Consider the following 24,436-nt stretch of genomic DNA (forward strand, 5'->3'; position numbering starts at 1 on the left):
ACAGGTATTGGTCATGGCAAAGGACAAGAAGAAAGACCTTAAGAGTCAACCTGCTGAACGCCCGAAACTCAAAAACAAGGAATACCTGGATCAACTGCGCGACCTGCATGTCGAGCTGGTCAAGTTGCAGGAGTGGGTAAAAGCCAAGGGCATCAAGGTTTGTATCGTCTTCGAAGGGCGCGATGGCGCCGGCAAGGGCGGGACGATCAAGGCGCTCACCGAACGCGTCAGCCCCCGTGTCTTTCGGGTGGTGGCGCTGACGGCGCCGAGTGAACGAGAAAAAAGTCAGATGTACCTGCAACGTTATCTGCCCTACATGCCGGCGGCCGGCGAAGTGGTGATCTTCGATCGCAGTTGGTACAACCGGGCGGGCGTCGAGCGGGTGATGGGCTTCTGCACCAAAGAGCAGGTTGCCGCGTTCCTGAAGACGACGCCGCTCGTGGAGCGTGCAATCGTCGACTCGGGCGTGATCCTGCTCAAATACTGGCTGGAAGTCAGCGAAGAGGAGCAGACCCGCCGGCTAGAAGCACGCATCAAGGACGGACGCAAAATCTGGAAGCTGACCTCGATGGACCTCAAGTCCTACAGCCGCTGGTATGACTATTCACGCGCCCGTGATGACATGTTCAAGGCCACTGACACTGAACATGCTCCATGGCTGGTCGCCAACTCGAACGACAAGCGAAAAGCCCGCCTGAACATCATCACCGATTTACTCGGCCGTATCCCGTACAAGGAAGTGCCCCGCGAGGAGGTGGTATTGCCCAAACGACAAAAACCAGGCGGCTATCGCGATCCGGATTATCCGCACCGGCGGGTTCCCGAAAAATTCTGACGGGCGCGTCTGAGCGAAACTGCGCTGTACACCTCGAGGCCACAGCTCCATGAGCGATTCGGATACTTCGCCTCCCGTCCCGGAACCGGGTCGGATTGCCCGCCGCAGTACCGGCGACGATGGCTGGGGCCGCTGGTTTCCCGGGCTTCGCACGCTGCGCGGGTATCAGGTGGCCTGGTTGCGTCACGACATCATGGCCGGGCTGGTGCTCACCACGATGCTGGTTCCGGTGGGCATCGCTTATGCCGTGGCATCGGGTGTCCCCGGCATCTATGGCCTCTACGCGACCATCGTTCCGCTGCTCGCTTATGCGTTGTTCGGACCTAGCCGGATTCTGGTGCTGGGTCCGGATTCTTCGCTGGCGGCTGTCATCCTTGCCGTTGTCCTGCCCCTGTCCGGCGGTGACCCGCAGCGCGCGGTGGCCCTGGCGGGAGCGATGGCGATCGTTTCGGGAACCGTGTGCATCCTGGCGGGCATCCTGCGTTTGGGCTTCATTACCGAGTTGCTGTCCAAACCGATCCGCTACGGCTACATGAACGGCATCGCGTTGACCGTATTGATCAGCCAGTTACCCAAGCTTTTTGGTTTTTCGATCGAGTCCGACGGCCCGCTGAGAAACATCTGGGCCATCGTCACCGCGGTGATGGAGGGCAAGACCAACTGGACAGCATTCATGATCGGCGCCGCCACCCTGGTCGTGATCCTGCTGCTCAAGAACTACAAGCGCGTGCCGAGCATCCTGCTCGCAGTGGCAGGCGCGACCGTTGTCGTCGGTGTGCTGGACCTTGGCGCGCGGGCGGGCGTGTCGGTCCTCGGTTCACTTCCGCAGGGGCTGCCGGCGTTCGCCATCCCCTGGATCACCCGCGCCGATATTGTCCCGGTGCTGATTGGCGGTTGCGCCGTCGCCCTGGTGTCGTTCGCCGACACCAGCGTGCTCTCGCGTGTCTATGCGGCACGGACCCAGACCTATGTCGATCCGAACCAGGAGATGGCCGGGCTCGGTTTTGCCAATCTGGCGGCCGGATTTTTCCAGGGCTTTCCTATCAGTAGCAGTTCTTCACGTACCCCCGTCGCCGAAGCCGCAGGCGCCAGGACCCAGTTGACCGGCGTTGTCGGCGCGCTGGCCGTTGCCCTGTTGCTGATGGTGGCGCCGAACCTGTTGCAGAGCTTGCCCAGCAGCGCACTGGCCGCGGTCGTGATCGCGTCGGCCATCGGCCTGATTGAAGTCGCCGACCTGCGGCGAATTTATCGCATCCAGCGCTGGGAGTTCTGGCTGTCGATCGCCTGCACCGTTGGCGTGGCCGTGTTCGGTGCGATTGAGGGCATTGGCCTGGCCATTTTGATTGCCGTGATCGAGTTCCTGTGGGATGGCTGGCGGCCGTATTCCGCGGTCCTGGGCCGAGCCGATGGCGTCAAGGGCTATCACGACATCCAGCGTTACCCGAATGCGCGGCTGATACCCGGCCTGGTGCTGTTTCGCTGGGATGCGCCGTTGTTCTTCGCCAACGCCGAGCTGTTCAATGACCGTGTGCTCGACGCAGTAGCGACATCGCCGACGCCCGTGCGCTGGCTGGTCGTTGCGGCGGAGCCTGTTACCAGTGTGGATGTGACCTCCGCTGACATGCTGGCCGAACTGGACGACACCTTGCACGCGGCGGGCATCAAGTTGTGCGTGGCCGAGATGAAAGACCCGGTCAAGGACAAGCTGAAGCGATTCGGGCTGTTCGCGCGGCTGGGCGAAAAATCGTTCTTTCCAACCATCGGCGATGCCGTCGACAACTATCTCGCGATTTATCCGGTGGGTTGGGCGGGGCTGGAGGATGAGGATTGCTGAGCGGCATCGCCGATACTCGCTGTTCAGTCGGCCGGCGAACAAGACGTTCTCCAAGGTCTGACGCTTGAATGGGGCAGGGTCGGATCCCGTCTATTTTTACGCTTTCTTTACGGTAGGCGGTTTTGTCCGCAACGATACTGGCCGCGATTTTTTAGATCGTCATGCGCCTGCATTTCCAATGACGCTGGCAATGTATTGCGCAAGGACGGCATGTACTTCTTCCCCGCAATTTGAGAGAAGCGCCCCTTGAGTGAAACAGTGACCAGTACACATGCAGATTCCCAATCCAGAACGTCAGGAGTGGGCTTGCTCGTCGCTGCTGTCGGCGTGGTGTATGGGGACATTGGCACCAGCCCCCTCTATACGCTGAAAGAAGTCTTTTCCGGCCACTACGGCGTTCAGGTCAATCACGATGGAGTGCTGGGCATTCTGTCGTTGATCTTTTGGTCACTGATCTGGGTCGTCTCGATCAAGTACGTGCTGTTCATCCTGCGTGCCAACAACCAGGGTGAAGGCGGCATCATGGCGTTGACGGCTTTAGCTCGCCGCGCAGCAGCACCCTATCCGCACATGAGCAGGGTACTGGTACTGCTCGGCCTGTTCGGTGCCGCACTTTTTTACGGCGACAGCATGATCACCCCGGCTATTTCGGTGCTCTCTGCTGTTGAAGGGCTACAGCTGGCCTTTGACGGAATCGAGCACTGGGTTGTGCCCCTGTCAGTGATCGTGCTGGTGGCGCTGTTCCTGATACAAAAACATGGCACGGCTCGCATCGGCATCCTGTTTGGCCCGGTGATGGTGCTGTGGTTTGTGGTGCTGGGTGCGCTGGGAATCCATGGGATTTTGCAGCGTCCCGAAGTGCTGCAAGCGCTCAATCCATACTGGGGAGCGCATTTTTTTATCGCTCATCCAGGAATAGGTGTCGCGATTCTGGGTGCTGTCGTATTGGCTTTGACCGGTGCCGAAGCACTGTATGCCGATATGGGGCACTTTGGGCGCAAGCCGATCTCTCGTGCCTGGTTTCTTCTCGTGCTGCCCGGTCTGGTGCTCAATTACTTTGGTCAAGGTGCCTTGATCCTGGGAAACCCCGAGACCGTGCGCAACCCGTTCTATCTGCTCGCGCCCGAATGGGCACTGTTACCGATGGTCGCGCTCTCCACGCTGGCCACCATCATCGCTTCTCAAGCCGTGATCTCTGGGGCTTTCTCCCTGACTCGCCAGGCCATCCAGCTGGGTTACGTCCCTCGCATGTTTATTCAGCACACCTCTAGCCAGGAGCAGGGGCAGATCTACATCGGCACGGTTAACTGGGCATTGATGGTCGGGGTTGTGCTGCTGGTCATCGGTTTCGAGTCGTCCAGTGCATTGGCCGCAGCCTATGGCGTCGCAGTGACGGGAACCATGTTGATCACAACAATCCTGTCCTCGGCGGTCGTCCTGCTGCTATGGAAAACTCCACGTTGGTTAGCCATTCCCATGTTGCTCGGATTTTTGCTGGTCGACAGCCTGTACTTCGCGGCCAATGCGCCGAAGATTTTTCAGGGCGGTGCGTTCCCGGTGATTGCCGGCATCGGCCTGTTCATTTTGATGACGACCTGGAAGCGGGGCAGGAAGATTATTGTTGAGCGGCTGGATGAAACCGCGCTTCCTCTACCGCTATTCATCGCCAGCATCCGTACTCAACCCCCCCATCGCGTACAAGGCACGGCGGTGTTTCTTACGGCCAGGGCCGATGCTGTTCCCCATGCGCTGCTGCACAATCTGCTGCATAACCAGGTTTTGCATGAGCAAGTGGTATTGCTCACCGTGGTATCTGAAGACAGCCCTCGCGTGAGTGCTGAACGGCGGTTCGAGGTTGAAGCCTATGGTGAAGGCTTCTTCCGGGTCAGTCTGCATTTTGGATTTATCGAAGAGCCCGATGTCCCCTTGGCCTTGAGCCACTGTCACTTGCCAGAGCTGGATTTCAGTCCGATGCGCACGACCTATTTCCTCAGCCGAGAGACGGTGATCCCGACCAAACGCATAGGGATGGCCCGTTGGCGAGAAAGCTTGTTCGCGTTCTTGCTCAAGAACGCCAATAGCAACTTGAAATACTTCAATTTGCCGCTGAATCGGGTGATTGAGCTGGGCACGCAGGTCGAGATGTAGCGGTAACCGGCTGCTTGCTAGATAGCCCTGGTTCAGGCGGGTCGGCTGTGTCCAGACATTCCGAAGTTCGAGGATCTGGAACCAACATCGTCAGTAACGTCTAAAGTTCAGAGAGCTATCCCGCCACTCTGAAGGAACGACTCATGCACAGATCTCGGACATTGATTGCCGCTGTTACATGCCTTGCGCTGGTCAGCGGCACAGCGACCGCGTTGGCCGACCCCGGTAATGGAAAGGGCCAGGGAAACGGCAAAGGCAACCCGCAGAACAGCCAGGTCCATGGCAAACAGGGAGGCCAGGGAGGCAAAAACTCCGGCGGCGGCGATTGGAATCATGGCCCAAGCATCGATCGGGGAAGCATTCTCGGGATCCTTGGCGGTTACAGGGACTACTGGAGCCCCGGCCCGGCCTTGCCACCCGGCATTCAGAAGAACCTCGCCCGAGGCAAACCGCTTCCACCCGGCATTGCGAAAAAACTCGACGGTCGGTTGATCGGCCGGCTGCCGCATTACGATGGATACGAATGGCAGCAAGCGGGTACCGATTTGATACTGGTCGCGTTGGCAACCGGGCTCATTTACGAAGTGCTCAACGGTGCGTTTGATTAATGCCTGAATGGCGACAGCGGTGATTTTTCTGGCGGTGAGCTGATTGCATTCCGTCCGTCGCAGGACTTGAACTGACGGGGGGCAAACGCGTCTTAACGTACGCGATATCAACCCTATGGAAGCAATCATGCTTTTTAAGAACAAGACTCTCGTTGCTGTCATGTCATGCGCCATGATGCTTGCAGCCGCCCCATTACTCCCTGCGGGTCTCTCTGTCATGAACGCCGCCTATGCGAAGGACGGCGGTGGCGGTGGTAACGGAGGCGGTGGCGGCGGTGGTAACGGAGGCGGAAACGGTGGCGGCAATGGCGGTGGCCATGGCGGCGGTACAGGTGGCGGTCACAGCGGCTCCGATCACGGCAGCGCCAACAGTAACGGGCGCGGCAATGGGCTGAGCAGCGATCATGCCGGGAAGTCTGTTCGCGACCACGGCGAAAGCGGAAACCACTACGGCAATGACCGCAATGGTGAACGCGGTCACGGCACAACGACTTCCGGCATCGCCCATTCCAAAGATACGCGCGGCGTGACCAAGGCCTCTGCCATTTCGACCTCGACTCCTGGGGATCACAACGCGAAAGGGTTGAGTAAAGCCGGAACGTCGGTTTCAAAGAAATCGAACTGATCAGCTTCACTCGCAGCATGCAACCCTGAACAAAACGGGCGCCCGACAAGGCGCCCGTTTTCTGTGGCGAGGGAGCTTGCTCCCGCTGGATTGAACAGCAATCCCTCTTTTGGGGCCGCTTCGCAGCCCAACGGGGATAAATCCCCTCGCCACAGGTTATTTGTTGCTTGGGCTATCTCTGGATCGACCTTGCAGGGCCAGTGACTCCAATCGAAGTAGCCTCCTGATGAAGGCCTATTCATCCACGCTAATCCCCGATCCTCCCAGCTCCTCAGGCACATCCTTCAACTTGGGCAATCCATCCTTGATGCGCAGCACGGTCTCCTGATAGTGCACATGAACCCCTGGCGAGTACGCAAGATCCGGGATCACCGCGGCATACACATCGATGAGCCCCATCCCCGGATGCTCAGTGAAAATGTGCCCGCCACAGGTCTTGCACCACTTGCGGTCACTGCGCGGTGTCTTGTTGTAGGTGCCGATGTTGTCAGCGCCCCGGGTCACTTGCACCGCCTCGGGTTCCCACAGCGTGAAAGCATTCACCGGCCCTGCGGACCAATGCCGACACGACTCGCAATGGCAATAACCCATCCCGACCGGCTCGCCGCTGACGATGAATTCGACCGCACCGCAAAAACAACTGCCCTTGTAAGACCGTTCAATGCTCATGGCATGACTCCTCGATCAATGGGTTGCCTTCACTCGTCGATGTAGCGCACCGCTGTCGCCGGCGTGCGCCGCACCTGCAATTCGAAAATGTCAGGGCGCGCGTAATGCCCGGTGACGTCGAGCGCTCGCCGCGCCGGCGCCACCAGTGCGACGTCGATGTCCGCGTACAAAATACCGGCCTCGCGGTGCAGTGGCCCGGCGACGATCCGGCCTTGCGGATTGACCACCACCGAGTCGCCGTCGTTGATCCATTCGTCCGGATCGGCAAACAGTTGCGCACGCGCCGGGAAGTCCTCGGGGATGTCACTGCCGCGCAACGCGGTGCCGCTGCCGAGCACCCAACAGCGGCCTTCGAGCGCAATGTGACGCATCGTGCTGATCCAGCCCTCGCCCGTGTCGTACGTGGGCGCGACGTAGATTTCCACCCCTTGGGCATACAGTGAATAGCGTGCCAGCGGCATGTAGTTTTCCCAGCAGATCAGCGCACCAATGCGACCGACCGGTGTATCCACCGTGCGCAAGCCGGAGGCGTCACCGAAGCCATGCACCATGCGCTCGGGATTGGTGGGCATCAGCTTGCGATGTCGGTTGAGCACTGCGCCGTCCGTGCCGATAACGACTACGCTGTTATAGAGCGTGCCGCCGCCGTTGCGCCGCTCGCATTCATTGATGCCGCAGACGATCGTCACGGCGTGAACCCTGGCGGCGTCGCACAAATCGCTCAGGTCACCGTTCGCGATATCGACGGCATTGGCCAGCAGCCGCGTATGCAACTGGCCCACGACAGCCCCGTCCTTTCCCGCCGCCAGCCGCCAGATCCACGACGGGTAACCGGGAATGAACGATTCGGGCAAAACGATCAGCGAGGCTCCCGCCGCCGCAGCCTCGGCGACCGATTGCACGGCCCGGGCGATCGTCGCGCTGCGATCGAGCAGCACGGGCGGGCGCTGAATGATGGCTACCTTGGTCATGGCGTACTCCTTGGATGGATAACGCTGTTCACTGAAGAAAATCTTCAGGCGGGAAAGAAGCCTGTGGCGAGGGGATTTATCCCCGTTGGGTCGCGAAGCGGCCCCCAGCGTCCGGCCAGACAGCCTGAATTGTCCGGATTAGCGACTGCTTCGCAGCCGAACGGGGCGGTGCGAGGTTTCGCTAAATCCCCTCGCCACAAATGTAGGTACCCGCGCTTAAGTGAACAGCATTACCTTAGGTGGATGGCTTTTCGAGGTTTCAGCGTGCGCGTGGCGAAGTGGCGGGGCTAGTTCACAATCTGAAGCGTTTCAGTCGCGGAGCCCAGGCAATGGACGAAAGCTACGGTCAGTTCTGCACGGTCGCACGCGGTGCCGAGGCACTGTGCGAACGCTGGACACCCTTGGTCGTGCGCGAGCTGTTGTGCGGCAGCAAGCGCTTCAACGAACTGCACCGCGGCGTCCCCCGAATGTCCACCAACCTGCTGGCCCAACGGCTGCGCCATCTGGAAGAAATCGGCGTCGTGCACCGCACGGCCACCGGCAAAGTCTGGGAGTACAGCCTGACCGAGGCGGGCGAGGAATTGCGCCCCATCATCATGGCGCTGGGTCATTGGGGCGCGCGCTGGATCGGCAGTCGCCTGCGCGATGACCAACTCGACGCCGGCCTGCTGATGTGGGACGTGCGCCGCTTCGTGCGCATCGAAACGTTCCCGCCCCGGCCGGTGGTCATCCACTTCAAATTCCGCGACGCCCGACCCGGCGAGCAAGCGTGGTGGCTCGTAGTCGAGGAGGGCGTGGCCGACCTGTGCCGCGACGACCCCGGCCGCGAACTGACCCTCGTCGTCGACTCCAGCGTGCGCGCATTGACCGAAGTGTGGGCGGGCGACCGCACACCGCGTGAGGTGCTTCAGTCGCGAGAACTGCGGGTGGATGGCGCGGTGAAGGATGCGGAAAGCCTGTGGCGCTGGCTTGGCACGAGTGCATTTGCGGGGACGCGGAGCGCGGCAGTAAATCGGTGATCTCGCCCAAACCCGAGCCACGTTAACTGTTTGGAGTGAATCCGATGTTGAACGTGCTTTTCATCTGCAGCCAGAACCGACTGCGAAGCCCCACGGCCGAACAACATTTTGCTGACTGGCCGGGGGTGGAAACTGCGTCGGCGGGGATCAGCAATGATGCAGAGGTTCCAGTCAGCCTGGAGCTGCTGCAGTGGGCTGATCTGGTATGTGTCATGGAGCCGATTCACCGCAATAGGCTGATGGCTCGATTTGGTGCGGAGCTGGTGGACAAACGTGTTGTTTGTTTGGACATACCGGATGTTTATCAGTACATGGAGCCGGCGCTGATCAAGGTGTTGGAGGCGAGGGTTTCGCGGTATTTGCCTTCTTGAAGTGAGGGTTAACCGTCCGTTTGGTGTTGGTGCACCACTTTCATCATGGACACAAAAAACGGGCGTCTTCATGACGCCCGTTTTTATTTACTCCTTCGCTATCGCTCGCAAGCGTCGGCCGATCACGACCATCAAGTCACAGTCGTCGCGCAACGGAATGGCTAACAGCTGAGAAAAGCCCTTCAACACCACTGTGTCGCAAGCACGCTCGGCGCGAAAGGCGATGTTTTCCAGAACCTGCGTGACTGTGTGGATGCGCTAGCCGGCCATGTTGGGTGTTGAATGCACTAACGAACTTTATGTGGTAGCCGTTTGATCGATGAGTCAGGCATCATCTGCAATCCCACGTTTGATAAGGAATCAATTTGTGCACAAAATGGCTATTGGAAAACGCAATGAGTTTCGCATTTGGGCTTGGCTAATTGACGAAGGATTCGATGTATATCCATCTCTTGTTGACGATAAAGGCATCGATGGCCTTGTAGGATGTAATGGAAGATATTTCGAAGTGCAAATTAAAAGTGGAATGAATTGGGCCAATCAGCGGGGAGTTGGTACTGCTTCGTTGTCCGTTAATCCTGATAGGATTTTTCTGATTTTCAATTATGCCATTGAGGAGGTTAGGTTTTTTACCGCTCGGCAGATATTGGAAGAGGTTGAGTGGAGTGAGTCAATCGGATGGAAAATTCCTCAGATAAAACTAAATAAAGTTCTCTTGGAAAAATATGAAATGCATAACTGGGATGGGTTTGTTAATTATTTGCGGGGCAAACTTTCTTAAGTAGATATGTTTGTGTTTGTTGTGGTTGGTTAAATTTTTTGGTGTCGTGTAGTAATTTGCAGTTTTATTTTTTCAAGGTGGGTAAATGAAGCGGAATTCTATTGTTTTTCTTAGGTATTTTATTTCCTGTATGATTGTTTTGGGGTGGGTGTTGCTGGGATGGAATATTCCTATTATTAATCTTAGTGAAAATCAAGCGTTGTATACATTTTCATCGCAGGCTCAAGTGGTTGCGGCTGTTTACGGGTTAACAATCACTGGATACATATTTCTGCATAATCAGCAAGATCGGTTGGCTGATAAGGATGAAACGGTTGCAGATGCCCTTGACGAAATTAAAATATTTCAGCACTCATTTATTACATTTCTTACGTTGGTTTCTTTAGCGGCAATTTTTTGCGCTCTATTTGCCATTATTTTTCGAGAGTCTCCATATTCCACTTTGAAGGTTGTAACTCAAAATTCTGCTGCAGCATTCTTTTTTATTGCTCTCGTGTGTACAGGGTACTTTGTTCGGGATGCAATGAAGCCGAATAAGATTGAAGAGGCTAGTGATAGAATTAAAAAAGAGGTGGAGACTAGGTCAAAAAGTGATAATGATGCGGCTTCTAGTATGCCGGGTGATCAAGTTTCGGTACCAGTTGAAGAACCTCCGTTTTTGGAACCGACTCCGGTTGGGTTAGAGGATTTTGTTGGTGAAAGACAAGCAGGGGATGCAAATTTTTCGGCATCCAGCTCTTTTAAGATCAGTGGGTTTGAACAATTTCTTTCCAGCTATAATAGGATTGAGCGTTCACTAGATGTCTTTGCGAGTATTTATCTAGATCGTACGACACTTTCGATTCATGATCTTTCGCGTTACCCTGTTTTTCAGGAGAACAAGAGTTCACCTCGTTCCAAATGGACAAAATCCAGGATCGTTAAAGCAATGCTAAGCCAGAAGCTCATTAGTTCGGAGTTTGCGAATAATTTGAGTGAACTAATTCGCTATAGAAATGCTTTGGTTCACGGTCGAGATTTTTCTGTTTCTGTCGACATCCTTGATCGGGTGCAAAAAGCTGCAGATGAGCTAGAGCGTATTATGCACAAAATAGATAGTTATTGAGTATTGGATGACTAAAAAAAATGATGCAAATAGTCTGTAGCTTAGCCGAGGAGCAGGGAGGCGATATGATTAAAGTCTGGGTCGAAGAGCTAATGCAATTAATGTGTGTTCGGGATCTTCCGCTGGAAAACATCAGTGCTGCTCAACAGCTGAAGCGTCGTCATTTTCCAGCCTCGCTGTACAAATTTCGCGAGGTCAATGAATTCTCCTTGAACAATTTAAGAGATGCCACGCTTCACTTGACTTTCGCGAGCACATTTAACGACCCCTACGACTCCGCTGTGGACTTTGATCCTCATTTCGGAACTACGCATGCTGAGTTGTTGTTGGAGCGAACTGAGGGGGTTTCTGAGGAGAGTCGGCTGGCGATTTTGAGCGCAGAAGATCCGGTGTTGGAGGTGGTGAGGTATCAACACACTCAAACGGATGCAGCAGGTCAGGTTGGCGAGGAGGTGTTAGTAAACATCGCTAATCTGATAAAGGAAAGTCATGCAGGCCACCTCGCTAAAATTGTCACTGAAATGAATAAGCAGCTCCAGAACTCTTACAAAATCTGCTCACTCACTGAGCGGCTGGATTCCTTGCCTATTTGGGCCCATTACGCCAGAAATCACACCGGTTTCGCGATGGAGTACGACTTCCGTTTTTTGCCTTTAGAGAACTTGGTTGGGCTATCGTTATGGCCTGTCAGATACCGTGGTGTGTTCAATGCCTCGGATTTACTACGAGGGGTAAGGCCAGGTCAACCATTCAATAATTTGTTTGGTTTGATCGCTGCACTTCACAAATCACCCGATTGGACATACGAGGAAGAGTGGCGGCTGGTTTTGATAGACAGCCCGCAGGAACCACCAAGAAATTTACTTGCGCCTCTAAAGGCGGTTTATCTCGGTTCTAAAATTAGTGAAGAGGATGAGTGCGCGGTTCTCCGAGAGGCTTTCATAGCTGGGGTTCCAGTATTCAAAATGCGCTTGGTTTCTCACGAATTTCGCATGGAGTCTGTTCCTCACTCCCCATAGTGTGCATGTGCATGTGCATGTGCATGTGCATGTGCCTGTGCCTGAGCAGGAAGTAGTGTGTGGAATTTTTGTTCTTAACGTCCGTTTGTGGCTGAAAATAGTTTGGCTACGAGATTTATATTAGATATCGTAACAGTTTCAAAAAGCGACCGTGAGGTCGCTTGAAATTTGAAGTGTGTTTCTTGAAATAATGAAAAATCACCTGTCAAAAAGGAATGTTGTCGTCAAAATTGATCGGAGGCTTAGGTTGTTTTCTAAGTTCAAAAAGCTGTTTGTTTTCTAGCAACCAGTCCCAGCCAGCGGGCGTAAACGAACAGCCAGTATATTCATCTCCCTGGTAGTCAGTGCAGGGTTCTGAGGTTACCAAACCTCGTTTAATCAAAGTATGAAGCGCAATGCTGGCTGCTAGATTTGTAAAGCCTGCTTTCTCCATATCCCTTCTGAGCTGATAGACGGAAACATTGTCGCTTGGAGCTATTATGTTTTCACCAATTGCAGCGAGGGCCACAATTTCATTCTGGTCAAGGCCTTCTATCTGTTTTAGCATAGAAGGGGCCGCAGCGGTCTGGAGAGCTTCAGTCTTTTGAAGAAGGGCTTGAATTTTGGATGTTATGTTTTGTTTTAATGTTTCGAAATTTCGCGGGGCACCAGTTTGATACTTAATTATTGTTCGATGTTGAACATCAAATGGGAATCTGGTTGTGCGCTGGTCGGAACATACAAGTACCACCTCTTTTTCTGACGCAATTGCATATCCTAGCTCGAACCAGACGTTTGGATTATCCAAGCTAATATCTGCAAGGCATATACGTGCATCTCGGATTCCCTTTTCAATATCTTGGATAGGGATACTAACTTTTGGATCTTGATCAACACGGTACGGCTCTAGACCTCCAGCCCTGATTGCCGGAGCAAAGACATCTTCATACCGATGATCAAAATCACCACCGTCAAAAGGCTGCATAACAAAGCAATGCGGCATAATTTTCTCCTTGTTACTCGTCAAGCGAAGCGAGGGTGGCAAACCTGTCAAAAAGGTCACGCCTTGTGATCATTCTATCCACAATAGGCTGGGTGATTGGTCACAATGATAAAAAATTGTTTTGGTGACTCAGGTCTAACGCCCCAACAGCATGCAGCTGTACCGATGTCGCTGCAAGTATTTCGCGATTTCGGGGTGATTGCGTGCACCTGCGTTTGCTTGCGAGCAAGCGAGCAAAACTGATATACAAGAGGCAACTTCACGCCGATAACAGGCATGATTTATCGCATTAAAATAAGGTATGGATCTTATCGACGAACAAAAAGGGAGGCGTGGCGTAATGCTGATCAGGTAAGCGAAAGTTGATTCGTGTAAGAGCGATCTTGCTCGCGATGGACGTCAACGAAAGCGCATATTTTCTGGATACACGCGTCGTACTGAAGTTCATCGCGAGCAAGCTCGCTCGCCGACCAATCACATCCATCAAGTCACAGCCGTCGCGCAACGGGATAGCCAGAAGCTGAGAAAAGCCCCTCAGCGCCACCGTGTTGCAACCACGCTCGGCGCAAACAAGGCGATGTTTTCCAGAACCTGAGGGACCGTGCGAGTTCAGTAATCAGCGGCAACTTGCAGTACGTCGAGCGGCGCTTCGATGTCGGTGAGCAGGGAAGCCGGAATCAGGTCGATTCTGGTGAGCGGCATGTACCTAGTCATTTGAAGATCTCTGTTTGATTGGCTCAAAGGCCGTCTCTCGGTCGTCGCCAGGAACGGTTGGGTGGCAGCTGTGCGCAGGTTGGCGAAGCGGCACAGAGAACACCGGCAGATCCGAAGGTCTCCTGCGCAGGATTCAATCGGTCGGCGCACAGATTGACTAAGTCGTTCAGCGGGTAGTTCAAATGTGGGCTTTAATGTCGTGCTTACTATGCGGCCACGGATGCGCCTATCAGCGTGTTCAGGTTGCCAAGCACTGGTCTCATCAAGGAAGAAACGACATTGAAAATAGCTTTCTGCGCGCTGTTATTAACCTGCCTGACGACTATCGCACTCGCGGACGACAACCCTGTTGGCTTCCGCTCCGCCACACTGCCGGACTCGCAAAACGGCCGCTCACTGGAGATGGTCGTCTGGTACCCCAGTGCAACGACCGCCGCCACGCAATTGATCGGCGATGATGTGGTGTTCGTCGGGGCTCCTGCCGTTCGTGACGCGCCGCCCGCTGCTGGCAAGCATCCCTTGTTGGTGCTCTCCCACGGGTACAGGGGGAACTGGAGCAACCAGATCTGGCTGGCCAGTGCTCTGGCTCACAGGGGTTACATCGTCGCCGCCATCAATCACCCCGGCACCACCACTCATGACCGTAGCCCTCAAGCCGCGGCGCAGTTATGGCAGCGGCCGGTTGATGTGCGCCGAGCCATTGATAGCGTCACGGCTCAACCGGAAAAATTCGGCGTGGTCGCCAATGGCCAAATTGCAGTAGCGGGCCATTCACTCGGCGGCTGGACCGCCCTGGAGATCGCCGGTGCTCGTTCCGATGCAGGCCGCTTCGCCCAGGAATGCAAAGCCCACCCGCAGTTAGCCAGTTGCACCGTCTATGGAAAGATAAACCCCGCCAGCACCGCAGAGTCAAAGGCCGCGCTGGCCGCTGATTTGCGCGATAAACGCGTCACTGCCGTGGTGACATTGGACCTGGGCCTTTCACGGGGCCTGACCGATGAAAGCCTGGCCGCGCTGTCGGTACCCACGCTGGTGATCGCCGCCGGCGTACCATCGCACGATCTTCCCGCTGAGCTGGAGTCTGCCAACCTGGCCAAACGCTTGCCTGCGGCGTCAAGCCGTTACGTCGAAATCAGCGATGCAAGCCACTTCAGCTTCTTGTCGATGTGCAAACCGGGCGCGCAGGCCATGCTCGAAGAAGACGTACCGGGCGATGGCATCATTTGCCTGGATGGCGAAAACGGTCGGCCGCGTGAGGTGATTCAACAGCAAGTTGTATCGCTGATCGCGGAGTTTCTTCAGTCGTCTGTCTTGGCGCTGAGTAACGAAGCGAACAGCGTCAACCGTTAGTCAGGCGTACAAGCCATACCCCGCTGCAATGATCAGCGGAGAAACCAGCAGCGTTGCCCAGAACCCCGATTTTGGAACCGCGATGACGCAAATGATCGAGATCAAAAGCACATAGATGCCAATCATTTTAAGTAGCGCGAGATCGCCCACGGCCACGGCGTGAACCGCTGACTGCCCTGCGAGCATGAAAAGCGGCCCCAGCATGGTAAACCAGAGCGCAGCACGCCGATCTTCGTGCGCTCTGAACTGGTCAACGAAGCCGCCGCCTACAGCAGCGGCGAATGCTGTCTTGAACTTGATGAGACCGAATGGGATGTGTAAGACGCCCAGGGCGAACAGGGTCCATGCGACGATGTTTGACATATCTTCCATGCTCCGTGACGGTCAGTATTTCATCGGGTGTGTTGTACCTCAAAGACCGGTGCGGACGCTCGCTATTTACTTCACTTGAACTGAGTAACCCGCGCGCTGCGGTCACTTGACTGACCGGCATAGCCACATGAGTCCGAGCTGACCCTTTGTCGCCTCCCAACTGATCACACCTCTAAGGGTGTTTACTTCTAGTCAGACCCTGTCTGTACAGAGAAGAGCGCCATGAGCAATGAACAGGTGGCCCCTGAAACGAAAGGGGTGGCGGTGAAGTTACTGGCAACGGTCGACCTCGGCCCCGAGATCGAGGGCATGGCAGGGCGCCAACTTAGAATGCGTCTGGTGACCATCGATCCTGGAGGCGTCTTCGGGCCGGTTCACAACCATAAAGACAGACCCGGCACCGTCTACATCCTGCAAGGAACGATCACTGACCACCGCGACGGAGTCGCCACGGACTATGGGCCGGGAATGGGCTGGCCCGAGGACAGGAACACCACGCACTGGCTGGAGAACAGAGGCACCATCGCGGCGGTGGAGATCTCGGTTGATATTGTCAGGCAAGGGTAAGTTCGCTGACTGTATCGAGACAATGAACACGAAAAAGCCCGGCTGATCAGGCCGGGCTTTTTGGGTATTGCGGTGATGCGATTTGTTTATACAGCGCGGCTTTCGATCAGGCGGTCGGAACCACCTTCAGCGACGCGGTTTTCGATCAGACGGTCGGAACCACCTTCAGCGACGCGGTTTTCGATCAGGCGGTCGGAGCCACCTTCAGCAACGCGGTTTTCGATCAGGCGGTCGGAGCCACCTTCAGCAACGCGGTTTTCGATCAGACGATCCGAACCACCTTCAGCTACACGACTTTCGATCAAACGATCCGAACCACCTTCAGTCACACGACTTTCAATCAGGCGATCCGAGCCGCCTTCAGCGACAACCGGGTGAGTCGAGGTAGCGGCGAAAGCGTTAACTGCAAAAACCGAGAAAGCGATGCTGAGGATGGTTTGGCGTTTCATGATCGTGTGCTCCGGGGTGTTGTTGGTTGGTATGGAGCTGATGTTACGCCGCGGATTTTTTAAGAGAACTTCATTGACGTGATGTTGACCATCGACGGCATTGATAGGGCGAACGGCCCACCTTTGGTGAGCGTGATGATGGGGTGCAGCCCTGGCAACCGGAATGTGACAGCGCATTGATTACATTGCGTATCAACAGTAATGCGCGGCAACGCCATTCTCATTGCCGCCAGTGACAAATACAGTGACTCGCCACGATTTACTCACCGGATGTACTCGCGGTGCAGGTGACGATCTCAATTTGTGTACTGCGTAATTAAGGTGCCTTTCATGATTCAGCACATGATGAAAACTGCTTGTCTGGCTGCACTTCTTGCCACCACCGCAGCAATGCCGTTCGCCCAGGCACAATCATTGCCACTCGATAAAGTCGGTGCTTTACACAATGAAGACGTGGAGTGGCGCAGCTTTCCGGCTTTCCCGAAAGAAGTGAAACTGGCTGTGTTGGCCGGCGACCCGAGCAAGCCAGCACCCTATGTGGTGAGAGTCAAAGTGCCGAATGGCACAAAATTGATGCCCCATGCCCATCCTGAGGATCGTATCTACACCGTCATGTCCGGTGTTTTCTACATCGGCTTCGGTACTGTTTTCGATCCGGCCAAACTGGTTGCCTATGGTCCGGGCAGCGTGGTGATACTTCCGGCCAATACGCCACATTTTCACTGGGCCAGATCAGGAGAGTACATCTCACAGGTTTACGGAACGGGTCCGCTAGGCCTTGAGTATGTTGATAGCCATGATGATCCTCGTAATGCGTCGAAGTAGGAAACATCTGTAAAAAGCGGGTGCCATCGGCACCCGTTTTCAGTCATTCCTATTACTGAAACCGTTGATGCAAAGCCCGGAAAGTAGCTTGAGCAAACCAGCCGGGAAGGCCGGATGTGGTGATCCGGGATTTGCGCGTTAGGGAGGACATAGCGGTTTTTACCGTATGAAAGGCTTCACATTTAATTTCACATATTGATTTGATGGAGAAGCGCTGATTTACTGGGCTGCAGGGGTTTTCGAGGCTTCCTGACGGAAATTATATTCACATTTTATTTCACATATTTTTTGTGAAATGGCCCGCAAGCATCCGCCGATCACAACCCCCTTGCAGTCGTCTTCTTTGCGCTCCTTGCGGACTCACATCCGCAGCGCTCCGCGATCAAAGCAAATGCTGTTCGATCCACTCTGCGACGGTGGTCGTTTTGATTTGCCGTTCAGCGTTGTAACTCTGCGCCTTGTCCCAGGCGACACCTTTGCCCTCAGCAAACACCGCCCGGTACTTACGCGTCGGATCATCGGGTGCATCAGCCAGATCGGCCATGAGCTTGGGCACTGTCCATTCGATCCGCTCGACCGTGCGGTTCAGCAAGCGGTCGACAGTGTCGGCCAATTGCCCGTAGGTGAGGGTGTCACCGGTGACGTAGACAACCTGATTCACCCGCTTCGGATCGAACAGGATAACGGCGGTCAGCCGGCCAATGTCCTCCGGCGTGGTGACCGTCACGGCGGCGTTCCAACTGCCCAGGGCGCGTACGGTGTTCTGCGCCAGATCGACCACGCCGAACGCGGGCTCGAACAGAAAACTGGTGAACATCCCGGTCGAAATGATCAGCCATTGCAGCCGCGATTGAGCGCGCAGTAATTGGCGCACATCCAGTTGCTCGTCAAACAGATCCTGCGGGCTGCCCCGACCAATCACGTCGTAATCCGCACCGAACTGCCACGGCACATACCGCTTCACATCCGACTGCAACGCGGCGCGGGCGAGTTTGACTTGCGTCCCGCTACCGGCGACGAAGCCGAGGCAACTGATCAGCGTATCGAAACCGCTAAACCGCGCGGCCAGCTGCGCTATGGAATCGTTCACCACATCGCCCGGCAGCACCTCGATACCCAGCGTGTCCAGTTCTTCGAGCGTTTGGCGTTTGTGCGCGGACATGGTATCGATGGCCGACGGTCGCAGCATCACCGCGACGCGAGCCTCCGGCCGAGCGGCCAGCTCGCGCAGTACGGCCATGCCAAGCTCGCCGGCACCGAGTACCAGAATGTTTTCGGTTTTTGCAGGATTGAGCGGGTGCATCGACAACTCCCAATGAATGATCAGCAACGATTGTTTTTCTATCCTGTCACCCTTGGCGAACGTTCAGAAGAAGGCACACGCGTGATACCGCATGACGAAATGAGTGAAGAAGAAGTGATCCGCCAGTCCCAAGCCGCGTGCGATGCGCTCAGCGCCGAGGACGACGGACTCAAGCGCGAAGTGCTGACCCATGCGGGCAATCGCTGGTCGTTGGGTATCGTCCATACCCTGGGTAGCGCGGGGAAATTGCGCCACGCCGAACTTGGAAGGCGCTTGGAGGGGGTTACGCAACGCATGCTCACTCGCAGCTTGAGGCAACTGGAGCGTGATGGATTGATTGTGCGTTTTGATCACGGCGAGGTGCCGCCGAGGGTGGATTATGAGTTGACGCCGCTGGGGCGCAGCTTTTTGGCGCGGATGGTGCCGTTGTGGAGTTGGTTGCTGGAGAATGCGGATGGGTTTCGGGCTGCGCGGGTGCGGTTTGATGCTGAAAACGAATCTGGCGAGGCATAGAAGGGAAGGCTGAGTGACGGGAGAGTTCGCTGTAGGTTTGCATTTGGAGAAAAGGGTGCGAGATGGCGGGCGGCTGCTATCGGCCAAAAGCGGTCACTCCGTTTCTCTAGTCTCCGAGTGGACCGCTGCAAGCAGCCTTACCCCCAACATCGTACGCTGGGCCGTGCCATTTGCTTTTTGGAAGAGATTCGCTTTCTCCATCTCATACTGCGCCAATGCACTTGTGATGTAGTCATCCAAGCTTTTTATCCACTGGCCATTGCTGCAAAAGGAAAAGGCTTTTCCCCAACCTAGGATTACTCGGTCGAGATTCTGTAACGCGCCAGAGTAGGACCCCTTTGGGGATATATCTCCAGCTTCGACACTGAATTTCATCATGCGTATCGATGCGTCTAAATCGGATTTGATCCGCTCCTTGAATCGCTCCCTGGTAGCTGTAGATGGCTGGACCAGTCCTGCCGAAACGAAGCAGCCTAAGAAATCGAATCCTTTAGCTGTAAGGCCCCTTGAAGCTTTATCGCTTGTTGCTGAGGGCCGGTATGCTTCAAGTGATAGTTTTTTGAGCTCAGCCTGTGCTTTGTTAAAAGCACGATCCACGCAGCCCATGTCCTTCCCGAGGATTAGGAAGTCATCGATGTACCGCAAACAGGTGACGTCACCATCGTTCATGGTCCTGTCAAAGTCTTGCAGGTACAAATTGGCTATGAGTGGGGATAGGGGAGATCCTTGAGCTATACCCTCCACCCCGATGGGGAAAATCTCAGCAAGACGCTGACGTCGAAGCAAGTCAATGTTCGCAAGGTCAGTAGTGATCGCAGCTCGGAATAATGCAATCGTGTCAGGGCAGGTGATGTGAGGGGCTACGAGTGTCATCACACGGGTCTTGTCAATTTTAGTGAAGAACTCGGCGATATCTGACCTGATATGGAAGGTGGCTCCTTTTGCAATGGCTGATTTGGTATCGGCTATCGCCATCGAAACTCGTTTGTTTTTTATGCCTCCGTAGCTCGTAGGGGTAGCCAGCGCTTCTTTCACGAACTTAATACGGCATAAGGCCTCAAGTAAAGCCCGCTGGACGATCCGGTTGGGTATAGGTGAAAGCACAATCGGGCGAGAATTTCCGTTGGCTTTGGTTTTTGCCACGCCGGTCTGCTTTTGGAAGGCAAAGGTCTTCTTGGATAGCGCGCGCTGGATGTCGGAAAGCGACCGAGGGAGTTGGCTCTCGAAATCCTTGGCTTCGTTTCGGATAGTTTCGGATGATGAAGAAAAGGCGCTTTCTTTGACCTTCCTCCAAGCCGAATACAACGAATCCCCGCTATAGATTCTACGGTAAAGCGACGAGGTCACAAAAACTCCTTGTTTGTTGGGAGACACCAGTAAACTCTCACCCAACTGCTACAGGGGACCTTCAACCTTCGGGAGACCGCGAAGCCTTAACGGCGATCTTGGTCGCGACCCGGACAGCAACCTCCGAAGAGAGATGGCTGGCGTCTGTCAAACTTGGTTCAGTGCGGTGAGGCGGCTGCACCAGCAAGCAGGCGAGGCTGATCGCAGTCACGAAACTCCGTGATGCGGCGAGCGCCAAGCTGGCACGTTTTTGCATAAACGCATGATTACCCCCAAAGATTCCGTCAAAACACGATAAATCGTAGCTTTTTGGGCCTCGCGGTTAAGCTCGCGCAATGCGCCAGGTTGGCACGTTTTTGCACGATCGCACATTGTCCTCCGAAGGCCCCGCCAAGGTGCAAATCGTACCTTTTTGGGTTTCGCGGTCAAGCGCACGCCGTGCAGCTGAACATCGAACACCGCGCTGAAAATAAAGCTGCTAACCGTCTGGTGACCCCAACGTACAGACAGAGTTACGATTATTGACGCAGCAGTCGAGCGGTGCCCTTTACCTTCGGGAGACCGCGAAGCCTTAACGGCGATCTTGGTCGCGACCCGGACAGCAACCTCCGAAGAGAGATGGCTGGCGTCTGTCAAACTTGGTTCAGTGCGGTGAGGCGGCTGCACCAGCAAGCAGGCGAGGCATCCCGATGTTAATCAGCCATCCGGCCAAAAGCCATCTATTTGGCGGCTCTTTATCAGAAAGCGATAGGATGAGGATCGGGGTCACAAGACTGGTCGCGTAAAATATCGCGAAAGTGAGTGCACTAAAATAGGCGCCAGACTCCAACGCTGACGATAGTCGTCTAAAGCGCAAGCTCCAATGCCCTACGGATCGGTCGAAACCAGACCCGCGAACATCGATTGTCTGCTTTTGGCCGTCAGCTGCCCTTCACGAAGGGCCGCTATGGGTCGTGAACGCACAACCAGAAACAACTCAGCTTGACCGGGAAGGCCCGTGATACCTTCCGAGGTTCATTCATGACACGGAGGTCGCCATGCGCACTCTTTATATCCCTATCATCTTGGCGGCAACTTTTTTGGCATCTGGCTGCAGTATCAAGCAAACCGTGACGCCTGCTGAGCTGTCTTCCGAGATGACGCCAGAGATCTGTCTGATCCCCGCCGAAGGACTGCGAGAGGGATTCAACACTGCCTATCAAAACCTGCTCAAAAACAAAGGATTCCATACGCGTCAGCTTCCGCCAGGCAGTAGCCCGTCCAGCTGTCCTCTTTCAACGACTTATATTGGTACCTGGTCGTGGGACTTAGCAATTTACATGAGCCATGCAGATATTCGCGTTTATCAGTATGGCCAGCAGGTGGGCCAAGCTGAATATGACTCGCGTTGGGGTGGCGGTCGGGTCATTGATAAATTCATTAATGCTGAGAAAAAAATCACAGAGCTGACCAATCAGCTGTTTCCAAACGGTGCCGCAGGCTTGAGGGGAGTTAAGGAGTCAAACTCTGGGACCGATGCCGCATTTATGACAAAAGATGCGTACCAACAGCGACAGCTCAAACAGCTTGAACAACAGGGCCTTCCCTATGATGAGTACCAGAAGCGCTACAAGCTGATCATGGCTGAGTAGGCTCCGTGCCGGTCCTGACAGACAGATGAGGGTCGTTTCATCCGGTCACCACAGGCAGAAATCGGCCAAAAATTGACTGTCATAAACGTCTAGATAATCGCAGGCTATACAAAAGCTCCTATCTGTAGGATGTTCGTAAACGGACGGTAAACGCGCCTAACCGTCAAGTGAAGCTTGAGCGCCAAAGATCTTCATGTCACGCTGGCGAACCTCGGCATAACGCTATGGTTCGTTCTGCGGCCGTGCTCAAAGTGTCTACGCTCGTTGGATTCGTATGCAAAGACGACTGAATGGCTGAATTATGTAAAATGTATGCTTAAGGACTGCAGAGCAGGGAGCAACGGGATGAAAAAACGGCTAAACGTTGTGGTATCGAAGTTGACGGGAATTTCCACATCATTTTTCGGCGTTTCATGGCAGCCTTCTGCTCCTGAAGGCGAGGTGGTCAAAAAGCTACTCATATATTTTGAGGGCAAGAGGTCGCTCGGCATTGACGAGTTCGGACTACTCAGCCATGGCCCAGTTATTAGGCCGGCTTGGTTGTCAATGTCAGTGATGCAACTAAGAGATCAAGTTACACAGTCTATTCAAACAATGTCCTTATCTCGACCTGCTGTTGATGTTATGAATATTGTCGTTAGCAGCTGTAACAGGTTTTTGTCTGAGCTTGAGGAGGATCAAAACAATCCGTCGTATCCCCAAATGCTTGCAAGATGGCAGAGAGACATGGCGTCATGTATTTACGCCTTATGTGTAAATCTCGAAGTCTTTCCAGGTAATCGATTGAGTCGGTTGCTGGAGTGGCGACTTCCCAGCAATGTCAGGCTGGTAGACTTGGAAAGGTTCAGGTCATATTAGATGTTTTAGCAGGGCTATGTCTTCATTTTCCGCCTTGCGCGATGCGTCTCCGAGTTGTCGAGCAGTTCCATCGTCGGCATAAATGCTATCGGATCAATCGTATTCTATACCGGCTCGCGTGAAGTTAGTAAGGCTTGTGTGTCACCGCTGACAGGTAATTGACCCTCCCGCCGAAATTTCGCAGAACCAAGCTCATTGCTACGTGGACCGTTGTCGGTGCTGGCTATAAATCGATTGATCTTGGGGCCGGGTTAAGTCAGTACCAGGATCAAATTCGCATCAGTGTCAACAGAGCGTGTGCAGAAGTCCCGTAAGGCCCAACCTCCGGGACCTCTTTCGGCCAGAGGCGGAGATTTCAAGGGCGCGTGCGCTTAGTCCAAAGCCAACCATGGACACACTCGCAAAGAGTTTGTAGCCTCCATGGAGGTGATATCGCTTTTTCCCCATTCCCCATATGTCGCGATTTTTCGTACGGGCGTCAAGTGGTTCAAGGGGAGATGCATGAACAAGAAGCATTTTGCGATACAATCGGCGTTATCTTTTTCGCCTTCCGCGTCGCCAATATATAGTTAAGTGTTTTGAGGATTTCCCGCGCATGGCAAGAGTAGTGACAAAAGATGATTGCTTGGCAGAGATAAAAAGATTCTTTAAATACTATATGGCCTACTGTCAAAGCCCCGACCCGGACGCCGTGAGAGAGGTCCTAGCATCTACTTACAGTATCAATGATAAATTGAGGAAGGCTGGGTACCCCGATTTTTTTGATAGCGATGAATTCCTAGCTATTAAAGCCATTCGAAATTACGCAATCCACCAAGCCGAAATATATAACAGCGCTAGAGCCTTGCCACTGGCATCCAACGTCCCTGTAGAGGCTGACCTTGGCATACTTTGCTTGATACCTCAGGATGTAATTGAGGCGATTTGTGACAATACAAGTCATGAAGGGAGAAGGGCTATTGAAAAATCATGTATTTATTACAAGTGCTATGTAGATATATATCCGTGCATTTTCAATTTTGGAGTTCAGCTTTTTCTGTATACCGAGACAAATAGCCTGGTTGTTAGCGCTAGCGAGTATCTAGAATTTCAAAGCTCTATTGAGTTTGAGAGAAAACATAACTATCCGCACCATGTGAAAGGTGGTTTTAGATTGCCTCATGGAGGTGATATTAATGAGTTTATTGAGAGCGGTCTTCACTCTATAGAAAAAAGAAACGAATTACAGAGCTTGCTATATTCAGAGGAAGATGGAATGTTCACTTTCAAGGGCATCAGCTGAGTTTTGAGTCGCCCCTGATTTCCTACATGCTCAGGCTGGCATCCCTTAACCGTTAGCTGCCCTCTGGAAGGGCAGCTATTGGCCGGCAGCCAGATCTCGGCTGAGCGCCTGCTTTTGGCCTATTTCTGCCTGTCACGAGAGGCAGAAAACAACCCAAAGCAGACAGTTGTGATGTTTCAGCCAATAATCGCCGTTTTCCGGTGAAAGCTGCCATGAGAGCATTAGATCTACACCGCCGCACAATTGAGCCTCTATCCA

General features: G+C 54.3%; 23 protein-coding genes and 1 pseudogene. 16 read left to right on the forward strand and 8 right to left on the reverse strand.

The annotated features are described in order from the left end of the window. Positions 1–13 precede the first annotated feature (13 nt). From ppk2 to J2Y86_RS29785, 5 genes are all read left to right on the forward strand, one after another. A complete protein-coding gene (gene ppk2, locus J2Y86_RS29765; RefSeq protein ID WP_253439829.1) occupies positions 14–835 on the forward strand; it encodes a polyphosphate kinase 2 in 822 nt (273 codons plus the stop codon). Between the two features lie 49 nt (positions 836–884). Then, positions 885–2,669: a SulP family inorganic anion transporter gene (locus J2Y86_RS29770; protein ID WP_253439831.1), complete on the forward strand. Its 1,785-nt coding sequence runs from the start codon at positions 885–887 to the stop codon at positions 2,667–2,669. A 246-nt stretch (positions 2,670–2,915) separates the two neighbouring features. Next, complete coding sequence (locus J2Y86_RS29775; protein ID WP_253439834.1) at positions 2,916–4,817, forward strand: potassium transporter Kup; 1,902 nt, start codon at positions 2,916–2,918, stop codon at positions 4,815–4,817. A gap of 143 nt (positions 4,818–4,960) precedes the next feature. Continuing rightward, positions 4,961–5,425, forward strand: coding sequence for an anti-virulence regulator CigR family protein (locus J2Y86_RS29780; protein ID WP_253439837.1), 465 nt, complete (start codon positions 4,961–4,963; stop codon positions 5,423–5,425). Positions 5,426–5,552: 127 nt separating this feature from the next. Then, complete coding sequence (locus J2Y86_RS29785) at positions 5,553–6,050, forward strand: hypothetical protein (protein ID WP_253439841.1); 498 nt, start codon at positions 5,553–5,555, stop codon at positions 6,048–6,050. 234 nt (positions 6,051–6,284) lie between these two features. On the opposite strand, the gene J2Y86_RS29790 is transcribed toward J2Y86_RS29785, so the two are convergent. After that, entirely contained in the window at positions 6,285–6,719 is a 435-nt protein-coding gene (locus J2Y86_RS29790; RefSeq protein WP_253439844.1) for a GFA family protein, read from the reverse strand. Between the two features lie 29 nt (positions 6,720–6,748). Next, positions 6,749–7,690 carry a carbon-nitrogen hydrolase family protein gene (locus J2Y86_RS29795; protein ID WP_253439847.1) on the reverse strand — a complete coding sequence of 314 codons (942 nt, stop codon included), beginning with the start codon at positions 7,688–7,690 and terminating at the stop codon, positions 6,749–6,751. Positions 7,691–8,019: 329 nt separating this feature from the next. On the opposite strand from J2Y86_RS29795, the gene J2Y86_RS29800 reads away from it, so the two are divergent. The 5 genes from J2Y86_RS29800 (at position 8,020) to J2Y86_RS29825 (ending at position 11,985) form a co-directional block, all read left to right on the forward strand. Next, positions 8,020–8,709, forward strand: a complete 690-nt coding sequence (locus J2Y86_RS29800; protein ID WP_253439850.1) for a winged helix-turn-helix transcriptional regulator — start codon at positions 8,020–8,022, stop codon at positions 8,707–8,709. 44 nt (positions 8,710–8,753) lie between these two features. Continuing rightward, on the forward strand, positions 8,754–9,080 hold the full coding sequence (locus J2Y86_RS29805; RefSeq protein ID WP_253439853.1) for a low molecular weight protein tyrosine phosphatase family protein: 327 nt from the start codon (positions 8,754–8,756) through the stop codon (positions 9,078–9,080). A gap of 367 nt (positions 9,081–9,447) precedes the next feature. Then, on the forward strand, positions 9,448–9,861 hold the full coding sequence (locus J2Y86_RS29815) for a hypothetical protein (RefSeq protein WP_253439856.1): 414 nt from the start codon (positions 9,448–9,450) through the stop codon (positions 9,859–9,861). 85 nt (positions 9,862–9,946) lie between these two features. Beyond that, a complete protein-coding gene (locus J2Y86_RS29820) occupies positions 9,947–10,966 on the forward strand; it encodes a DUF86 domain-containing protein (protein ID WP_253439859.1) in 1,020 nt (339 codons plus the stop codon). Positions 10,967–11,031: 65 nt separating this feature from the next. Beyond that, complete coding sequence (locus tag J2Y86_RS29825) at positions 11,032–11,985, forward strand: DUF2971 domain-containing protein (protein ID WP_253439863.1); 954 nt, start codon at positions 11,032–11,034, stop codon at positions 11,983–11,985. A 205-nt stretch (positions 11,986–12,190) separates the two neighbouring features. Here J2Y86_RS29825 and J2Y86_RS29830 read toward each other — a convergent pair whose 3' ends face one another. After that, positions 12,191–13,027 (reverse strand): nucleoside 2-deoxyribosyltransferase, encoded by an 837-nt coding sequence (locus tag J2Y86_RS29830; protein WP_253439866.1) that lies wholly within the window; start codon positions 13,025–13,027, stop codon positions 12,191–12,193. Positions 13,028–13,430: 403 nt separating this feature from the next. Beyond that, a pseudogene (locus J2Y86_RS29835) lies at positions 13,431–13,681 on the reverse strand (hypothetical protein); the annotation flags it as partial. Between the two features lie 279 nt (positions 13,682–13,960). Here J2Y86_RS29835 and J2Y86_RS29840 point away from each other — a divergent pair. After that, on the forward strand, positions 13,961–15,031 hold the full coding sequence (locus J2Y86_RS29840) for an alpha/beta hydrolase family protein (protein ID WP_253439869.1): 1,071 nt from the start codon (positions 13,961–13,963) through the stop codon (positions 15,029–15,031). Here the strand turns inward: J2Y86_RS29840 and J2Y86_RS29845 are convergent, their stop codons facing one another. Continuing rightward, a complete protein-coding gene (locus tag J2Y86_RS29845; RefSeq protein WP_253439872.1) occupies positions 15,032–15,394 on the reverse strand; it encodes a DUF6463 family protein in 363 nt (120 codons plus the stop codon). Between the two features lie 231 nt (positions 15,395–15,625). Between J2Y86_RS29845 and J2Y86_RS29850 the strand changes: the two genes are divergently transcribed. Next, positions 15,626–15,970, forward strand: a complete 345-nt coding sequence (locus tag J2Y86_RS29850; RefSeq protein WP_253439874.1) for a cupin domain-containing protein — start codon at positions 15,626–15,628, stop codon at positions 15,968–15,970. An 86-nt stretch (positions 15,971–16,056) separates the two neighbouring features. On the opposite strand, the gene J2Y86_RS29855 is transcribed toward J2Y86_RS29850, so the two are convergent. Further along, positions 16,057–16,419 carry a hypothetical protein gene (locus J2Y86_RS29855; protein WP_253439876.1) on the reverse strand — a complete coding sequence of 121 codons (363 nt, stop codon included), beginning with the start codon at positions 16,417–16,419 and terminating at the stop codon, positions 16,057–16,059. A gap of 330 nt (positions 16,420–16,749) precedes the next feature. On the opposite strand from J2Y86_RS29855, the gene J2Y86_RS29860 reads away from it, so the two are divergent. Next, the gene (locus J2Y86_RS29860) at positions 16,750–17,244 is read left to right on the forward strand and encodes a cupin domain-containing protein (RefSeq protein WP_253439879.1); all 495 of its coding nucleotides are present in this window, start codon (positions 16,750–16,752) and stop codon (positions 17,242–17,244) included. A gap of 382 nt (positions 17,245–17,626) precedes the next feature. On the opposite strand, the gene J2Y86_RS29865 is transcribed toward J2Y86_RS29860, so the two are convergent. Further along, positions 17,627–18,547, reverse strand: a complete 921-nt coding sequence (locus J2Y86_RS29865) for an aromatic alcohol reductase (RefSeq protein ID WP_253439882.1) — start codon at positions 18,545–18,547, stop codon at positions 17,627–17,629. A gap of 99 nt (positions 18,548–18,646) precedes the next feature. Between J2Y86_RS29865 and J2Y86_RS29870 the strand changes: the two genes are divergently transcribed. Further along, a complete protein-coding gene (locus J2Y86_RS29870) occupies positions 18,647–19,060 on the forward strand; it encodes a winged helix-turn-helix transcriptional regulator (RefSeq protein ID WP_253440507.1) in 414 nt (137 codons plus the stop codon). A 93-nt stretch (positions 19,061–19,153) separates the two neighbouring features. On the opposite strand, the gene J2Y86_RS29875 is transcribed toward J2Y86_RS29870, so the two are convergent. After that, entirely contained in the window at positions 19,154–20,407 is a 1,254-nt protein-coding gene (locus J2Y86_RS29875; protein ID WP_253439885.1) for a reverse transcriptase domain-containing protein, read from the reverse strand. Between the two features lie 1,037 nt (positions 20,408–21,444). Here J2Y86_RS29875 and J2Y86_RS29880 point away from each other — a divergent pair. Together J2Y86_RS29880 and J2Y86_RS29885 are read left to right on the forward strand one after the other, a co-directional pair. After that, positions 21,445–22,038, forward strand: coding sequence for an Sbal_3080 family lipoprotein (locus J2Y86_RS29880; protein ID WP_253439889.1), 594 nt, complete (start codon positions 21,445–21,447; stop codon positions 22,036–22,038). A 1,453-nt stretch (positions 22,039–23,491) separates the two neighbouring features. Beyond that, a complete protein-coding gene (locus J2Y86_RS29885) occupies positions 23,492–24,178 on the forward strand; it encodes a hypothetical protein (protein WP_253439892.1) in 687 nt (228 codons plus the stop codon). Positions 24,179–24,436 lie beyond the last annotated feature (258 nt).

This window comes from Pseudomonas migulae (assembly GCF_024169315.1).
GTDB classification, from domain to species: Bacteria; Pseudomonadota; Gammaproteobacteria; order Pseudomonadales; family Pseudomonadaceae; genus Aquipseudomonas; species Aquipseudomonas migulae_B.

Coding starts and splice junctions, on each gene's coding strand:
- ppk2 (WP_253439829.1), top strand. CDS start 14: ATGGCAAAGGACAAGAAGAAAGACCTTAAGAGTCAACCTGCTGAACGC.
- J2Y86_RS29770 (WP_253439831.1), top strand. CDS start 885: ATGAGCGATTCGGATACTTCGCCTCCCGTCCCGGAACCGGGTCGGATT.
- J2Y86_RS29780 (WP_253439837.1), top strand. CDS start 4,961: ATGCACAGATCTCGGACATTGATTGCCGCTGTTACATGCCTTGCGCTG.
- J2Y86_RS29785 (WP_253439841.1), top strand. CDS start 5,553: ATGCTTTTTAAGAACAAGACTCTCGTTGCTGTCATGTCATGCGCCATG.
- J2Y86_RS29790 (WP_253439844.1), bottom strand. CDS start 6,719: ATGAGCATTGAACGGTCTTACAAGGGCAGTTGTTTTTGCGGTGCGGTC.
- J2Y86_RS29795 (WP_253439847.1), bottom strand. CDS start 7,690: ATGACCAAGGTAGCCATCATTCAGCGCCCGCCCGTGCTGCTCGATCGC.
- J2Y86_RS29800 (WP_253439850.1), top strand. CDS start 8,020: ATGGACGAAAGCTACGGTCAGTTCTGCACGGTCGCACGCGGTGCCGAG.
- J2Y86_RS29805 (WP_253439853.1), top strand. CDS start 8,754: ATGTTGAACGTGCTTTTCATCTGCAGCCAGAACCGACTGCGAAGCCCC.
- J2Y86_RS29820 (WP_253439859.1), top strand. CDS start 9,947: ATGAAGCGGAATTCTATTGTTTTTCTTAGGTATTTTATTTCCTGTATG.
- J2Y86_RS29825 (WP_253439863.1), top strand. CDS start 11,032: ATGATTAAAGTCTGGGTCGAAGAGCTAATGCAATTAATGTGTGTTCGG.
- J2Y86_RS29845 (WP_253439872.1), bottom strand. CDS start 15,394: ATGTCAAACATCGTCGCATGGACCCTGTTCGCCCTGGGCGTCTTACAC.
- J2Y86_RS29850 (WP_253439874.1), top strand. CDS start 15,626: ATGAGCAATGAACAGGTGGCCCCTGAAACGAAAGGGGTGGCGGTGAAG.
- J2Y86_RS29855 (WP_253439876.1), bottom strand. CDS start 16,419: ATGAAACGCCAAACCATCCTCAGCATCGCTTTCTCGGTTTTTGCAGTT.
- J2Y86_RS29860 (WP_253439879.1), top strand. CDS start 16,750: ATGATTCAGCACATGATGAAAACTGCTTGTCTGGCTGCACTTCTTGCC.
- J2Y86_RS29865 (WP_253439882.1), bottom strand. CDS start 18,547: ATGCACCCGCTCAATCCTGCAAAAACCGAAAACATTCTGGTACTCGGT.
- J2Y86_RS29870 (WP_253440507.1), top strand. CDS start 18,647: ATGAGTGAAGAAGAAGTGATCCGCCAGTCCCAAGCCGCGTGCGATGCG.
- J2Y86_RS29880 (WP_253439889.1), top strand. CDS start 21,445: ATGCGCACTCTTTATATCCCTATCATCTTGGCGGCAACTTTTTTGGCA.
- J2Y86_RS29885 (WP_253439892.1), top strand. CDS start 23,492: ATGGCAAGAGTAGTGACAAAAGATGATTGCTTGGCAGAGATAAAAAGA.